Source organism: Streptomyces sp. NPDC048639 (assembly GCF_043199075.1).
Classification (GTDB): domain Bacteria; phylum Actinomycetota; class Actinomycetes; order Streptomycetales; family Streptomycetaceae; genus Streptomyces.
In genome coordinates, this window is sequence record NZ_JBICVP010000001.1 from 711,756 (window position 1) to 725,973 (window position 14,218).

A 14,218-nucleotide genomic window follows, 5' to 3' on the forward strand; every position below is an offset into this window, starting at 1 on the left:
AGGACTGCCGCAGAGCCGGGAAGCCGGGACAGGAGCGACCGGCGGCGCCGGCCGGCCGGCGCGCTCGCGAAAGGCGGAGTCATGGCGATGACGGTGAGGGGCGGGAAAAGTGCCGCGCTGGGGGTCGCGGGCGGAGTGCTCGCGGGCGTCCTCGTCGCGTGCGGGGGCGGCGGCTACGGCGGTGGCGGGAACACGGACACCACATCCCCGTCGTCCGGCAACGGCGACAAGACGGCGACGCGGGTGAACGTGGACATGAAGGACTTCACGCTGGCGCTGTCGAAGAAGACGTTCACAGCCGGGAATTACACGTTCGTGGCCAAGAACAGCGGAACCCATGACCACGCGCTGGAGGTCGAGGGTCCAGGAGGCGAGCAGAAGACGATGACGCTCATGCCCGGGCAGACAGCTGATCTGAAGGTGACGCTGGAGAAGGGCACGTACAAGGTCTTCTGCCCGGTCGACTCGCACGCCGACCTGGGCATGAGGACCCAGATCACCGTGGGCGCCGCGAAGGATTCGAGCTCGCCGGGCGGCGGTTACTGAAGGTGAGACTGAGATGCGGATCGTCGCCGGCACGCTCATGGCTCTGCGCCTCACCGGTGCCGGGCTGACCGGGGCCATGGCCGGAATCCATGCGCACCTGTGGGGCGAGGGCTACGGGAGTCTGGACACGATCGGCGAGCTGTTCCTGATCAACGCGGTGGTGGGCGGGCTGCTGGCCGTGGCCCTGCTGGTCACCGCCGTCCGTCTGCTGGCATGGGTCGCCGCGTTCGGTGCGCTGTTCACGGCGGGGACGCTGGCTGCGCTGGTGCTCAGTCTGACCACCGGTCTCTTCGGCTTCGCCGAGTCGGTCGACGCCCCCTGGGTGACCACGACACTCGTCGTCGAATCGGCGGGCACCGTCGCGCTGAGCGCGATGGTGCCGTTGACCCGTGCGGCGCGGGCAACCACCGTGCGTGCGGCGACCGGCGCCGCGGGACCGGCCGGCCGCGGTGCGCCGACCGCGGCCTCCCGCCCTGCCTGGCGCGGGAAGCCGCGGTCGTAACGCGGAAGGCCACGGTCGTAACGCGGAAGGCCGCTGTCATGCACGGCTTGCCTGCGCCGAGGGGCCGCCTCGTCCCCGAGGGGTGGCCCGCCGGTCGCGTCGCGGCGGGCCCGTGTGCGGGCCGGGGCCCGCACACGGGCCCCAACAACCTCCCGTACGGAAGCCGTTGGGCCGGTCGGTCAGTCGCCGAACGAGACGATCATCTTGCCCACGTTCTCGCCGCGGAGCATGCCGAGGAAGGCGTCCACCGCGTGGTCGATTCCCTCCACCACGGTCTCGCGGTACTGCAGCTCGCCGGAGCGGATCCAGCCGGACACCTCGCGCACGAACTCCGGCTGGAGCGCGGCGTGGTCGCGCACGAGCACACCCTGCAGCCGCAGCCGCTTGCCGATGACCAGGGCGAGGTTGCGCGGCGCCGGGGTCGGCTCGGTCGCGTTGTACTGCGCGATCATTCCGCAGAGGGCGGCGCGGCCGTGGACGTTGAGCGTGGAGAGCGCGGCTTCGAGGTGGTCGCCGCCGACGTTGTCGAAGTAGACGTCGATGCCATCGGGAGCGGCTGCCTTGAGCTGCTCCTCCACCGGGCCGTTCTTGTAGTTGAAGGCGGCGTCGAAGCCGTACTCCTCGACGAGCAGCCTGACCTTCTCGTCGGAGCCCGCGCTGCCGATGACCCGCGAGGCGCCCTTGAGCTTGGCGATCTGGCCGACCTGGCTGCCCACCGCACCGGCCGCACCGGACACGAAGACGGCGTCGCCTTCCTTGAAGGAGGCGACCTCCAGCAGTCCGGCGTAGGCGGTGAGACCGGGCATGCCCAGGACACCGAGGTAGGCGGGGAGGGGGGCGAGCCCGGGGTCCACCTTCGCCGCGTGCCGGGCGTCCAGCACCGCGTACTCACGCCAGCCGAGACCGTGCAGCACGTGGTCGCCGACGGCGATGTCATCGGCGTTCGAAGCCACGACCTCGCCGACCGCGCCGCCCTCCATGGGCTGGTCGAGCTGGAACGGCGGTACGTAGGACTTCGTGTCGTTCATCCGGCCGCGCATGTAGGGGTCCACGGACATGTGGGTGTTGCGGACCAGGATCTGGCCGGGACCGGGGGCGGGGATCTCGGCCTCGCGCAGGGCGAAGTCCTCGGGCTTCGGCCAGCCGTGCGGGCGAGCCGTGAGGTGCCATTCCCGGCCGGTCTTCGGCAGTTCGGACATGGTGCGGTGCCTCCTCCAGCCGCAGTTTCACCGCGGCAATGTTTCATCAACTGAAACAACCATGCGCCTGGATGTTTCATGTTGTCAAGTAACCGGGTACTCTGGTTGCCATGGCCCCACGTCCCGATCCCCTGACCCTCGAAGTCGTCGAGCTCATCGGCACCGTCGTGGCTCGCTACTACGAGGAGTACGAGGACGCCGCCGCCAAGCACTCCCTCACCGGAGCGCAGGCGCGTGTGCTGGGACTCCTCTCCCATGAGCCGATGCCGATGCGCCGGATAGCTCTGCGCCTGAAGTGCGAGCCGTCGAACGTGACGGGCATCGTCGACCGGCTGGAAGCGCGGGGGCTCGTCGAGCGCCGCCCCGACCCGGCCGACCGCCGCGTCAAGCTCGCCGCCCCGACGGACCAGGGCCGTGAGACCGCGTCACGGCTGGGCGACGCTCTGGACTTCGCGCGCGAACCCCTCGCCGAACTCACGACGGTCGAGCGGACGATGCTGCGGGATCTGCTCCGCAGAATGCTGGGCGAGGAGGCCGGCACGGCCGCGGCGGCGGCTGCCGGAGACTGAGCCCCCTCACGTCACCACGCCCGGCACCTCGGGTACGGGCAGTGACGGCCGGGACGGGCCCAGGAAGGCTCGCCCGGACATCGGGTACAGGTCGGGGCCAGGCACGGGCACGGTAGAGGGCCGGGTTCGGGCACAGGTCGCGGGGCCAAGCCCGGGCGAGGGCCGGGTTCGGATACGGGCACGGGGACGGGCAGCACCGGGCTCAAGTACGGGATGGAGCGGGCACGGGCGAGAGCCGGGCTCGAGTACGCACCCCGTACCTCAGGCACGAGTCAGCGCCTGACGACTCAAGTCCAGGTAACCCCTCCGGCTCGCATACGGGCACGCGCATGGCTCACGCGCCGGCAGGCGCTGTGCGGGGCCTCAGGTCGGCAATCGCTGTGCGGGGCCTCAGGTCGGCAATCGCTGTGCAGGGCCTCAGGTGCAGAACCAGAGGAATCGCGTGCACGTCGGCTGGGGATCCGGTGGTGGCGGCGCACTGGATGTCGTCGGCTGCGGGTCCGGGTTCCGGGGCTGCGTGGGCCGGGGCGCAGGGGGCGGCGCGGAGACCTCGCCCGTGGCCGTCGCGGTGGAGCCGTCCGACGAGGCGCTGGGGCTCGGCGACTTCTTGGCCTTCTTCTTGTCCTTGGCGTTCCGACTGTCCGCGCTCCCGCTGCTCGACGGGGATGCGCTGGACGCGTCGCTCCCGGAAGGGCTCACGCTGCCGGTGGCATCGGCCCCGACACCATTCCCGTCCTCGGACACGGTCGAGGACTCCTCGTCCGTCAGGGAGGTGGACAGGGCACCCTCCGTGGCGACTTCGGCGACCGCCAGGGTGAGGAGCGTGAATCCGAGCACGGCGCCGCTGACGACGACGAGGCGGGGGCCCCGTCGGGCCCGGCGGGCGCGGCGCCCGCGCGGCGCGGCCCTACGAGCCTGCGCGGTGCGGCGGTGGGCTCGTCGGCCCGCGGGCGCCGGGGAGCGGGACTCGGGTATGGACTCCTCTTCAGCCGCGGACGGGGCAGGCGGAGGAAGCATGTCCTCCATGAACCTGCCGCACCCCGGGCAGGACAGCGCCCCGTTGAGGTGTCGTCGGCAGAAAGAGCAGTAGTTCATGGCGACCGCAGGTTATGGCCTCGTCGGTAACGATGGCATCGGTCTCTTGTGAGGATTCCGTGTTGGCCGGCGTGCCGGGCAGACGGATGCAGACAGAACGGGCTAACCGTCGCCGCAGACAGGCACGCGTCTCCGCAGAGCGACCGTTGTCCCCGGACCGACCGACAGTGCGTCGGGCAGGATCACGAGTCCGACAGGACCACCGGGCGTTGGGGAGACCGGGCGTTGGGGAGACCGGCGCACCAACCGCCCCGTAGAGGGGACGAACACGTAGCCGGCGGAGCGGCACACCCCCGCAGGAACGCAAGGGTGATCCGAGCCGCCGGGCGGGCAGCCGCTCCGCCGGCGGCCGCTCCGCCGGTGGACCGACGCCACCGGAGCGCACAGCCCGGTCGTTCGGCCCGCAACCGCTGGGTCCTCCATACACGTTCCGGTTCGAAGCGGCGGTCCGGATCGTCCACGTCCGTACCCCCACAGTGCGCGGATCCGGCGCAGCAGGTAGCGGATCGTCGGGGGTGCGCCCCGAATCGTCCCGCCACTTCCGGTGCACCGCCTCGCATCTCCAGCCGGTCCGGCAGAGTTCGGACAGCCGTCGCGCGTGGGCGGGTCCGCACGCCAGGAAGCCGCGCGAGGCGTCGCCCCGCCGACCGCGTCGTCACCGTCGGATGTGTACCCGCCTGATCCACCAACTCGCCTCCCACGCACGCCAAACGCCAAACGCCACAGTCGTCCAGGCTGTCGCCGCAGGCCGCACGGGAGGGCCGTCGCTGTGGCTGCTGTCCATCGGGCCCGATGCCCGCGGGGTGTCTCCGCTGGTGCGGTACGAGGTCCACCGGCACGCCGCTGGACGTGCGGCTGCGTCCCCAGGACGACCTCCTGGAAGATCTGCGCCTGACGGACATCGCACTGATCAAGCTCGATTCGGACGGCGGCGGGGCGGGCCGGGCTCCGCGGTGCACAGCGCATTCTGCGGCGCGACCGGCCGCGCTCTTGTCGTGCTTCGTCCTGCCGGGCCACCACCCGTACCGACGGAGCCAGGGCGTGGAACACGGACTGCTGCGTCGCCCCCTCGCCCCGCACCGTCGCTGCGTCAACTCCGTGCCGTTCCCGTCCTCAGGGCAGGAACCGAGGGTTGGTGAACGCGCCTCCGCGCCCACCATCACCCCTGCTGTGTCAGGGGCACGGTGGAGACTGGGGCGATGACCTCCACGTCCCGTCCCGGTTCCGGCCCCTTCGGCTCTCTGGAGTTCACGCTCGTCCTGCTACGGCGCATGGCCGACCACCAGCCGGGGCTGGTGGAGGACGCGCTGCGCGAACTCGGCGTCGGCAAGGCGGAGATGCGCGAGGCGAACCGCGTCTGGCAGGCCCGGGGACATGCCCGCGGAGCACGCCCCGGAGTCCAGCGCTACCGCTCGGCGCTCGGCCCGCCCGAGGGGGTCCTCCCCCGGCGGATCGGTGACCTCGACTGCGAGGCGCTCCGCTGGCGGCTGCCGCTGTGGCCGGATCTGCGCTTCGAGGTGGTCACCGGGCCCGGAGGCCAGGTGTGGAACGAATGGCTGGTCCGCGCTCCAGGAGCCCCGGGCCCCGAACTGCACGCCCTTGCGGACCTGCATCCGTGGTGCTGCACGATCGACGAGGTTGCCCGCGCCTTCCCCCCGGCGACGCCGATGGAGGGCACGGCGCCCACGCGCTGGCGGCTCGCCTTCACAGCGCCCGGGGCGAAGGCGTCCGACGAACGGCGGGGCCACGTCGCGGAGTTCACCTGGGGGCTGCTCCAGCGCCTCGATCCGTGAGGGCGGCCCCGGCCGGTGAGCGGGCGACGCCGGGCCGCACCGAAACGCCCCGCACCGAAACGCCCGTGCCGAAACGCTTCGTGCCGATACACCAGAGCGCTCACCCGTGCGGCTTACCTCCCTGTTTGCGGCCATGCCGCACGGGAACCCGCCGACCATGGCCGCGAAGACCGGAAGGACCGCGAAGAGCAGCCGGAGCAGCGCCAAGGACAGCGGCACGGGCCGGGACGACCGAGGCACGGTCGACCGTGGCGCGGACGCCCCTGACGACCGGCTCACGACGTACCGTTCCAAGCGCCACGCCGACCGCACGACCGAACCCATGGGCGGCGAGCCCCGGGGCGGTGCCCCTCGCTTCGTGATCCAGAAGCACTCCGCGACCTCCCTGCACTACGACGTCCGTCTGGAGGCGGACGACGTGCTGATCTCCTGGGCGGTGCCGAAGGGACCGTCCATGGACCCGCGGGAGAAGCGGCTCGCCCTGCGGACCGAGGACCATCCGCTGGACTACGTCGACTTCGAGGGGGTCATCGCGTCCGGCGAGTACGGCGCGGGCACGGTCATCGTGTGGGACACGGGTCACTACGAGAACCGGACCGAGCACCGCGGCAAGCCGCTCCCGGTCGCCGAGGCGGTCGAGCGCGGACACGTCTCGTTCCGGCTGGAGGGCGAGAAGCTGCGCGGGGGCTGGGCGTTGACGCGGACCGGCCGCGACGGCGACAAGGAACGCTGGATCCTGGTGAAGAAGTCCGACGAGACGGCGGACGCCCGCCTCAACCCGGTCGGCTCGCAGCCGGCCTCGGTCCTCAGCGGCCGTACGACCGAGGATCTCGCGGAGGAGAACGGGGACGCCCCGGACTGACCTCGCGAGCAACCGCGACTGATCTCCGCGAGCGACCGCGCCCGAGCGGGGACCGGGACCGGGACCGACCAACGGGACGACCGGTACCGACCTCCGCGAGCGCCCCGGACCGAGAGCGCCGGACCGAGAGCTCCGGAGCGACCCCGCGACCGCGACCGCGACCGCGCAACCGGGTGCACCCCGCATGACCTGCCGGCCAGGCAGCTCGTTGACCGGGGGTGACCAGTTCAGAGAGTGATCACACACTGTCCGCGGACCAGGTGCTACGGGCCCTGGTGGGCCTCGGCGCCGAACCCGTCGTCGATCCCGAGCTGCGCCCCGCGGGCCCGGGGCCCGAGGATCTGCCGGAGCTGCTGGGCGCGCTCCTGGCCACAGTCGAGACGGAGATCGCGGCCCGTATCCATCCCGCCGAGGTCCCGCCGGCGGGTCTGCCCGAGCTGATCGCCGGCTGGAACGCGATGGTGGGCGACGACGGGCTCGGCCTCGCCGTTCTCTCCAACCGCCTGCAGCGCACCGCCCTGGACACCCTGCAGGCGGAGAGCGCGGACGAGCCGGAGCCGTCCGCGATGGAGGCGGCGAGCAACGCCGCCGTGGCCGCCGCGAACCTCATCAGCGCCTACCTCAACATGGGCGACGACCGCGAGGTGCGGCACAGCCTCGACGCCGCGGAAGGCTTCCTCGCCGAAGCCCTCGCCGGACTGCACGACGCGCGGAGCGAGCTGACGCACGACGAGCCGTAGCGAACGTAGGCGGTGGCCCACGTGAGCGGTGGCGGGCGTGGGCGGTGGCGGGCGTGGGCGGTGGCCAACGTGGGCGGTGGCCACCGCGAGCGCAGCGAAGGCGAACCGTGGCGAACGCGAGCCGCAGCAACCGCCAGCCGCCAGCCTCAGCCGGAACGGCAACCGCCACCGCCACCGCCACCGAGCCGTGGCCACCGCCCCTCCCCTGCGCGCCCTACGCACGCGCCGCACCCACCGAGCACTCGACTCGTACCGGATCAGACGGTATGTCCGTCACGCACCACATCTGTCCGCGTATCGCCATCAGCCGTTCACAACGGGCCCATTGACACCGTCAGGGGCCCATGAAACGGTTTCGCGGACCCGGCCGGACAACGTTGTCAGCAACTGCGGCAGCGCCTGAGTACAAGGGGTGGACCGATGCGACTCCGGGCAGTCTGGATCCGCGCGGTGTCGGCGGGGGTGGCGACCGTTCTGCTGGTCGCCGGACTGCTGGCCGGTGACGTCCTCGGTACGATGCGGACCGCATCCGGACAGGCCGACAGCCCTGTCGACCTGGTGAACCCCTTCGTCGGCACGCAGAACTTCGGCAACACCTTCCCCGGCGCGAGCGCGCCCTTCGGGATGGTCCAGGTCAGCCCGGACACCGGCGGCCAGGGCGGCTACGACTACCAGCAGGACAAGATCCACGGGTTCAGCCAGACCCATCTGTCAGGAGTCGGCTGCGGCGTCTCGGGCGAGCTCCCGATCATGCCCACCACCGGCCCGGTCCGCAGCGTGGACCCCGACGACTACCGCTCGGCGTACTCCCACGCCGACGAGGAGGCAGAGCCCGGCTACTACCGCGTGGGGCTCAAGACCTACGGCATCGATGCCGAGCTGACCGCCACCCCGCGCACCGGCTGGCAGCGCTACGCCTTCCCGGCCGTCGGGTCGGCCAACGTCATGTTCAACACCGGCAAGGCCAACCAGGACGTGTTCGACTCCGAGGTGCACGTCGTCGGCGACCGGACCATCGAAGGGCGCATCCGCGCGGGCAAGTTCTGCTCCGGCGACGACCGGCACACGGTCTGGTTCACGGCCACCTTCGACCGCCCCTTCAAGGCCCACGGCACCTGGCGCGGCGACAAGCCCGAGCCCGGCAGCCGGGACGCGGAGGGCGAGGGGAGCAACGGCGCCTGGGTGTCCTTCGACGCGATATCCGACCGGGACGTCGTGGTGAAGACCGGCCTGTCGTACACCGGCATCGAGGGCGCCCGGAAGAACCTCCACGCCGAGACGAAGGACTCCTACGACTTCGACGCCACGCGCGAGGCCCTCCGCGACACCTGGAAGAAGCAGCTCGATTCCGTACGGATCGGCGGGGGTTCGCAGGAGCGGCGGCGCGCGTTCTACACCGCGCTGTACCACGCCCAGTTGCACCCGAACCTCGCCGGTGACGTGGACGGCCGCTACCGCGGCTTCGACGACGACGTCCACACCGCCTCCGGCTTCACCCCGTATCAGAACCTCTCGCTGTGGGACACCTACCGCCCGCAGAACCAGCTCCTGCAACTTCTCCAACCCGAAGTCGCCCGCGATGTCGCGCTGTCGGTCCTCGCCATCGGACGGGACGGCGGCTGGCTGCCCCGCTGGGCGCTGGCCAACAGCGAGACCAACATCATGACCGGCGACCCGGTCACCCCCTTCCTCGTCGAGGCGTGGTCGAAAGGGCTCCTGAAGGGGCACGAGAAGGAGACGTACGCGCTGCTGCGGAAGAACGCGACCAGCACGCCGCCCGCCGACTCCCCCTTCAACGGCCGCTCGGGCGTTGACCATTACGAGAAACGCGGCTATCTCCCCTCCGGTCTGGAGATCGGCAAGGACTGCGCCGACAAGGGCGGCGACAACGACTGCGACCACCCGGCCTCGTCCACCCTGGAGTACGCGGCCGCCGACGCCTCGCTCGCCCTGATGGCCCGCGGGCTCGGGCACGGGGCGGACGCGCGGATGTTCGCGAGCCGCGGCCAGTGGTACCGCAACCTGTGGGACTCCTCGACCGGCCACTTCCGCCCGCGCACGGCGGACGGCACGTGGGTGACGCCGTACGACCCGGTCGCCGCGGGACACCAGTTCCACGAGGGCGGCGCGTACCAGTACCAGTGGCTCGTGCCGCAGGATCCGGCCGGGCTCGTCTCGCTGATGGGCGGACGGAAGGCGGCGGAGAAGCGGCTCGACGCGTTCTTCGCGCACGACAAGCTGCTCACCGACCCGGCGGGCACGGCGCGCGAGGAGTGGATATCCAAGCCGTACGACTACTACGGCAAGCCCACGTACAACCCGAACAACGAGCCCGATCTGCTGGCCCCGTACGTCTACCACTGGGCCGGTGCGCCCGCGAAGACGGCGGATGTGGTGCGGGCGGCGATGACCCTGTTCACCGACGGGCCGGACGGGATGACCGGCAACGACGACCTGGGCACCATGTCGGCCTGGTACGTCTTCTCCTCGCTCGGCCTCTACCCGACCATGAACGGCGGTGACTTCCTGGCCCTGTCCAGCCCGCAGTTCCCGTCGGCGAGCGTGCGCATCGGGCGCTTCGGGGACCAGCAGGGCGGGACCCTGGACATCAAGGCCCCGGGGGCGAGCGACGCCAAGCGGTACGTGCAGAAGGCGTCGCTGGACGGGCGGAACGTCACGACGTCCTGGCTGGGCTGGCGTTCGCTCGCACACGGCGGCTCCCTGAACCACACGCTCGGCACCGAGCCCTCGGCGTGGGGCACCGCGCCGGGTGCCGAACCCCCGTCGGTGAGCCGGGCAGGAGCCGACACCCGTCGCCATGTCGACGCGTCGCTGCGTACGCCCGCCGACGTCGTGCCACAGGGCAACTCGGCCCGGACCGCCCGTCTGACGCTCGATGTGCTCGCCCAGGCCCCGGACCGGCTTCGCGTCTCGGTGACACCGAAGGCGCCTCCGGGCTGGAAGGTGACAGCCTCTCCGCCCTCCCCGCTCATGGTGAGGTCCGGGCACGCACCGGTGCAGAAGACGGTGGAACTGGCGGTGACCGTCCCCGCCGGCACCCCCGTCGGCTCGTATCCGGTCCGCATCGACGTCGCGGGCGACGGCGCGAACACGGTCACCCGGAACGCCGCGGTCGAGGTGCGGCCTGCCGCGACCTGCGCGGCGACCGCGGGCACGAGCTGCGCGGTCGGCCTCAACGGCGAGCGCAACCACGACGGCACGGCGACCGACGTCCGGCCGGACGACGGCGACTTCGACGGCGGGGGCTGGAGCTACGACGGCGACCTGCTGCCGAAGGCCGGCCCGGTCACCTGGGACGGTGTCCTCCACGACGCGCCCGACCCGTCCGGCAACGCCCCGAACTTCGTCGAGGCCCGCGGCCAGACGCTGCTGCTTCCCGCAAGCCACCACCCCTCACTGCGCCTGGTCGCCGCCGCGCACGACGGGCCGGTGACGACCCGCCTGACAGTGCGGTACGAGGACGGGAGCAGCGCCGAGGTACCGGTCACGGTCGGCGACTGGGCGGGCAAGGCCCCCGACGGCAGTTCCGTGGCGCTGGAGATGCCGCACCGGATCAAGGCGGGCCAGGGTGCCGGCGGCCCAGCGGTCCGGCTGTTCGCGGACAAGGCCGAGCTGGATCCGTCCCGGACGCTGCGCTCGGTGACCCTGCCCGACGACCCGCGGATCGAGCTCTACGCGCTCACGCTGAACTGAGCGGCGGGCGGCGGGCGGCGGGCGGCGGGCGGCGGGCGGCGGGCGGCGGCTGAGCAGACCCGCAGACGGCGGGCGGGCGCAGCGCGAGAAGCCCCCGCGCGACCCCCTCCGTACGGCCGTACCGCTAGCGTTCGGAGCATGCAGGAGACGCTCCGGGGAGCAGTGGTGGCCTTGCGCCCCGCGACCGACGCCGACATCCCCGCGCTGGCGCGGATCCGCAGCACACCCGAGGTCTTCCGGCGGTGGGGCGGCGGGGAGGACCTCGCGGCCTCGGTGGCCGAGGACCTGCGCGAGCCGGAGGCCACCACGTACGCGGTCGAGTCCGCGGGCCGCGTCGTGGGCGCGATCCAGTGGGGCGAGGAGAGCGATCCGGACTACCGGCATGCGAGCATCGACATCTACCTCGACCCCGCGGTGCACGGACGCGGCCTGGGCACGGACGCGGTCCGTACGCTCGCCCGCCATCTGTTCGCCGACCGCGGTCATCACCGCATCGTCATCGATCCGGCCGCCGACAACGCCGCAGCGATCCGCAGTTACGGCAAAGTGGGCTTCCGTACGGTCGGGGTGATGCGCCGCTACGAGCGCGGCCCGGACGGCACCTGGCACGACGGCCTGCTGATGGACCTCCTCGCCGAGGAGCTGGACGAGAGCCGGCTGTAGCTCGCTGACCACGAACCGGTCGCCCTCGAGTTCGGCGGGCGGCACCCGGTCGGTCGCCCCCGGGCCGGTCGCGCAGGGCGGCGGCGACCACCCCTCTGGCGTCTCTGACGGTCATGGCACCGGCAGGGACACCGGCAGCCACTGCAACCGCGAGACCTCGTGAGCGCCGGGCAGCAGGTCCGGGGCCGTCGGCGATCACCCCCGCACCCGTTCCGGATTGCCGACGGCCTCGACCGGCGTCCGGCAGCCCGCGGGACCGGTCGGCCGGAGCGGTCCGGCCCGCAGGCAGCGGGGCAGCCGGGATGCCGCCCGCCCGGCCCCGCCCTACGCTCGGTGCATGTCCGGCCACACCATGAGCGGGAGAGGCGTATGAACCGCGAGGACCTTCCTGCGCCGGCCGAGGGCCTGGTGCTCACGCACTTCATCACCGTCCGCGACGTGCCGCGCTCACGGGCCTTCTACACCGACGTGCTGGGCGGAACGGTCGTCCTGGAGGAGAACCCCTGCATCGTCAAGGTCGCCAACGGGTGGATCATCATGAACCCCGGCGGTGGCCCCACCGACGACAAGCCGGATGTCGTGCTGCGCCCGCCGGAGGACCCGCACAGCGTCTCCAGCTTCCTCAACGTCCGCGTGGCGGACATCCAGGGCTTCTACGACGCCGCGCGCGCGAAGGGCGCCGCATTCCTCACCCCGCCCATCGACCGCCGTGCCGAACTGCGGTGCTACATGCGGGATCCGGACGGCTACCTCATCGAGGTGGGCCAGGCCACCGGCCTCCTCGAAGGGATCTTCGCCCGCACCGACGACTGACCGGAACACCCCGCACCGGAACCCGCCGCACCGGAACCCGCCGCCTCAGGGGTGCGAATCCGAGAGGTGCTGGTCGGTGACCCCGCCGGGACAGGCGAACCGGGCGGTGTCCCAGCCCGCACGCCCCGCCCCTGCCTGGTACGCGCTCTCGTAGAAGCCGAGTACAGCGGTGCGGGGATCGCTCTCCGCACGGGCCTCGTCGTACCGCAGCACCGCCAGATGGCTGTCCTTGCGCGCCGCCCACTGCGCGGACGCGGGCGTGAGCGGCTCCTCGGCGAGGCCCGGGGGCTCGGGGGCGGTGTACGAGTAGAAGGCGGGCTCGGGGAAGGTGTCGTCCCCGAACCAGAAGCCGAAGCTGATCACTTCGCGCGAGTACGCCTCCCGCGTCACCGGGTCGGCATCCGCCGGCTGCTCGACATGGGCATCGGAGAAGCGGCTGTGCGCGATGTCGAAGGTGTGCCAGAAGTGGTGGACCGGGCTGACCTTCCCCGAGTAGCGCGCCGCGAACTCCTCGAGCACCGCCGCCACCTGACTGAGCACCTGCCAATACCGGTTGGCCTGCACGGGGTCGTACGTCGTGTGCTCGGTGTCCTCGGCGAACGGCCGCCCGGTGTCGGGCAGGTCGAAGGGCCTGGGGTTGTCCGGGGTCACGCGTACGTCCAGGTCGGCGAGCGCGGCCAGGGTGCTGTCGTAGAAGGAGGCCACGGACTGGCCGTAGAGCGGGAAGGAGACCGCCCGGCCGTCGAGTGTGGTGACGATCAGTTGATGGTCGACGAAGTCGAAGTCCACCGTGAAGAGGGGGTGGCCGTCGGCCTGCCCCGTCGGACGGGTGGTGATGCCTCGCCCGGTCGTATGGAACGGCACGTTCCACCAGTGGTTGCGCCGCGCACTCGCGGCGAGGCGGATCTTGCCGATGACCTGCGTGTAGCGGTGCAGCGTCTCCTTGGTGTCCCGCCACTGGGTGTACGGGATCTCCGGGAACAGCTCCATGGCGTTCCCCTTTCTGCCCGTCCCCCCTGCGTCCCGGACCCTTCCATCATGACCGGCCGGGACCGGGGAGGCACGTCGCGGAGCCCGGGCCGCCCATCGGCGTGGCCACCCGGACTCCGCGGGACTCGGCAGGGCCGGTCAGATACGCGAGACGACGGCCGCGGTCCCGTAGGCGCACACCTCGGTGCCGACCCCGGAGGCCTCGGAAACATCGAAGCGGAAGGCGAGGACCGCATTGGCACCGCGGGCACGCGCGTGCTCGATGAGGCGTTCCATGGCCTCGTTGCGGGACTGGACCAGAGTCTTGGTCAGACCGCGCAGCTCACCGCCGACGAGGGACTTCAGACCGGCACCGATCTGGGCACCGGCATTGCGGGAACGCACCGTGAGGCCGAAGACCTCGCCCACCACGGCGTCCACACGGAAGCCGGGAAGCTCGTTGGTCGTGACGACCAGGACGTCGTTCGAGGTCTGGCTGCCGCCGTAGTCTTCGTAGGACATGGCTGATTGCTCTCCTTGGAACATGGGGGGTGTCACGACGCGCGGCGCGGCTACCACGGTGCGATCACCGTGAAGTGCCCTGCGGTGGAGGACCCGTGGACGGAACGGGCTCGAAGTTACCCGCGGTATGGGGTAGTCAACCTGAGTACTTGTTGCTCAAACGCACTTCCGACATGACGCACTTGAGCCGAGGCTCTGGTGTCGTCCTGCGACGTGCTCGTCGTCCGGCTG

The 14,218-nt window shown here is 71.6% G+C and carries 13 protein-coding genes; 9 read left to right on the forward strand and 4 right to left on the reverse strand.

All coding sequences use genetic code 11. The features are described from left to right. Positions 1-81: 81 nt before the first annotated feature. Both ACGFNH_RS03085 and ACGFNH_RS03090 read left to right on the forward strand, forming a co-directional pair. Positions 82-546 (forward strand): plastocyanin/azurin family copper-binding protein, encoded by a 465-nt coding sequence (locus ACGFNH_RS03085; protein WP_393651218.1) that lies wholly within the window; start codon positions 82-84, stop codon positions 544-546. A gap of 13 nt (positions 547-559) precedes the next feature. After that, positions 560-1,048, forward strand: a complete 489-nt coding sequence (locus ACGFNH_RS03090; RefSeq protein ID WP_393651219.1) for a hypothetical protein — start codon at positions 560-562, stop codon at positions 1,046-1,048. Positions 1,049-1,227: 179 nt separating this feature from the next. On the opposite strand, the gene ACGFNH_RS03095 is transcribed toward ACGFNH_RS03090, so the two are convergent. Then, positions 1,228-2,247 (reverse strand): NADP-dependent oxidoreductase, encoded by a 1,020-nt coding sequence (locus tag ACGFNH_RS03095; RefSeq protein WP_393651220.1) that lies wholly within the window; start codon positions 2,245-2,247, stop codon positions 1,228-1,230. A 110-nt stretch (positions 2,248-2,357) separates the two neighbouring features. On the opposite strand from ACGFNH_RS03095, the gene ACGFNH_RS03100 reads away from it, so the two are divergent. Next, positions 2,358-2,816: a MarR family winged helix-turn-helix transcriptional regulator gene (locus tag ACGFNH_RS03100; protein ID WP_393651221.1), complete on the forward strand. Its 459-nt coding sequence runs from the start codon at positions 2,358-2,360 to the stop codon at positions 2,814-2,816. Positions 2,817-3,233: 417 nt separating this feature from the next. Here the strand turns inward: ACGFNH_RS03100 and ACGFNH_RS03105 are convergent, their stop codons facing one another. Beyond that, positions 3,234-3,833: a hypothetical protein gene (locus ACGFNH_RS03105; RefSeq protein ID WP_393651222.1), complete on the reverse strand. Its 600-nt coding sequence runs from the start codon at positions 3,831-3,833 to the stop codon at positions 3,234-3,236. A gap of 1,277 nt (positions 3,834-5,110) precedes the next feature. Between ACGFNH_RS03105 and ACGFNH_RS03110 the strand changes: the two genes are divergently transcribed. The 6 genes from ACGFNH_RS03110 (at position 5,111) to ACGFNH_RS03135 (ending at position 12,496) form a co-directional block, all read left to right on the forward strand. Beyond that, on the forward strand, positions 5,111-5,704 hold the full coding sequence (locus ACGFNH_RS03110; protein WP_393651223.1) for a hypothetical protein: 594 nt from the start codon (positions 5,111-5,113) through the stop codon (positions 5,702-5,704). A gap of 157 nt (positions 5,705-5,861) precedes the next feature. After that, the gene (locus ACGFNH_RS03115) at positions 5,862-6,566 is read left to right on the forward strand and encodes a DNA polymerase ligase N-terminal domain-containing protein (RefSeq protein WP_393651224.1); all 705 of its coding nucleotides are present in this window, start codon (positions 5,862-5,864) and stop codon (positions 6,564-6,566) included. Between the two features lie 218 nt (positions 6,567-6,784). Beyond that, entirely contained in the window at positions 6,785-7,306 is a 522-nt protein-coding gene (locus tag ACGFNH_RS03120; protein WP_393651225.1) for a hypothetical protein, read from the forward strand. A gap of 420 nt (positions 7,307-7,726) precedes the next feature. Continuing rightward, positions 7,727-11,020: a GH92 family glycosyl hydrolase gene (locus ACGFNH_RS03125; protein ID WP_393651226.1), complete on the forward strand. Its 3,294-nt coding sequence runs from the start codon at positions 7,727-7,729 to the stop codon at positions 11,018-11,020. Between the two features lie 138 nt (positions 11,021-11,158). Continuing rightward, positions 11,159-11,683 carry a GNAT family N-acetyltransferase gene (locus ACGFNH_RS03130; protein ID WP_393651227.1) on the forward strand — a complete coding sequence of 175 codons (525 nt, stop codon included), beginning with the start codon at positions 11,159-11,161 and terminating at the stop codon, positions 11,681-11,683. A gap of 369 nt (positions 11,684-12,052) precedes the next feature. Beyond that, positions 12,053-12,496 (forward strand): VOC family protein, encoded by a 444-nt coding sequence (locus tag ACGFNH_RS03135; RefSeq protein ID WP_393651228.1) that lies wholly within the window; start codon positions 12,053-12,055, stop codon positions 12,494-12,496. Positions 12,497-12,541: 45 nt separating this feature from the next. Here ACGFNH_RS03135 and ACGFNH_RS03140 read toward each other — a convergent pair whose 3' ends face one another. Then, positions 12,542-13,486, reverse strand: a complete 945-nt coding sequence (locus ACGFNH_RS03140) for a DUF5996 family protein (RefSeq protein ID WP_393651229.1) — start codon at positions 13,484-13,486, stop codon at positions 12,542-12,544. Between the two features lie 138 nt (positions 13,487-13,624). Then, on the reverse strand, positions 13,625-13,987 hold the full coding sequence (locus ACGFNH_RS03145) for a YbjQ family protein (RefSeq protein ID WP_393651230.1): 363 nt from the start codon (positions 13,985-13,987) through the stop codon (positions 13,625-13,627). Positions 13,988-14,218: the final 231 nt, after the last annotated feature.

What these genes read in the sequence shown, in the direction of transcription:
- ACGFNH_RS03085 (WP_393651218.1), top strand. Translation starts at nt 82, where the DNA reads ATGGCGATGACGGTGAGGGGCGGGAAAAGTGCCGCGCTGGGGGTCGCG.
- ACGFNH_RS03110 (WP_393651223.1), top strand. Translation starts at nt 5,111, where the DNA reads ATGACCTCCACGTCCCGTCCCGGTTCCGGCCCCTTCGGCTCTCTGGAG.
- ACGFNH_RS03115 (WP_393651224.1), top strand. Translation starts at nt 5,862, where the DNA reads ATGGCCGCGAAGACCGGAAGGACCGCGAAGAGCAGCCGGAGCAGCGCC.
- ACGFNH_RS03100 (WP_393651221.1), top strand. Translation starts at nt 2,358, where the DNA reads ATGGCCCCACGTCCCGATCCCCTGACCCTCGAAGTCGTCGAGCTCATC.
- ACGFNH_RS03125 (WP_393651226.1), top strand. Translation starts at nt 7,727, where the DNA reads ATGCGACTCCGGGCAGTCTGGATCCGCGCGGTGTCGGCGGGGGTGGCG.
- ACGFNH_RS03135 (WP_393651228.1), top strand. Translation starts at nt 12,053, where the DNA reads ATGAACCGCGAGGACCTTCCTGCGCCGGCCGAGGGCCTGGTGCTCACG.
- ACGFNH_RS03095 (WP_393651220.1), bottom strand. Translation starts at nt 2,247, where the DNA reads ATGTCCGAACTGCCGAAGACCGGCCGGGAATGGCACCTCACGGCTCGC.
- ACGFNH_RS03090 (WP_393651219.1), top strand. Translation starts at nt 560, where the DNA reads ATGCGGATCGTCGCCGGCACGCTCATGGCTCTGCGCCTCACCGGTGCC.
- ACGFNH_RS03140 (WP_393651229.1), bottom strand. Translation starts at nt 13,486, where the DNA reads ATGGAGCTGTTCCCGGAGATCCCGTACACCCAGTGGCGGGACACCAAG.
- ACGFNH_RS03145 (WP_393651230.1), bottom strand. Translation starts at nt 13,987, where the DNA reads ATGTCCTACGAAGACTACGGCGGCAGCCAGACCTCGAACGACGTCCTG.
- ACGFNH_RS03130 (WP_393651227.1), top strand. Translation starts at nt 11,159, where the DNA reads ATGCAGGAGACGCTCCGGGGAGCAGTGGTGGCCTTGCGCCCCGCGACC.
- ACGFNH_RS03105 (WP_393651222.1), bottom strand. Translation starts at nt 3,833, where the DNA reads ATGCTTCCTCCGCCTGCCCCGTCCGCGGCTGAAGAGGAGTCCATACCC.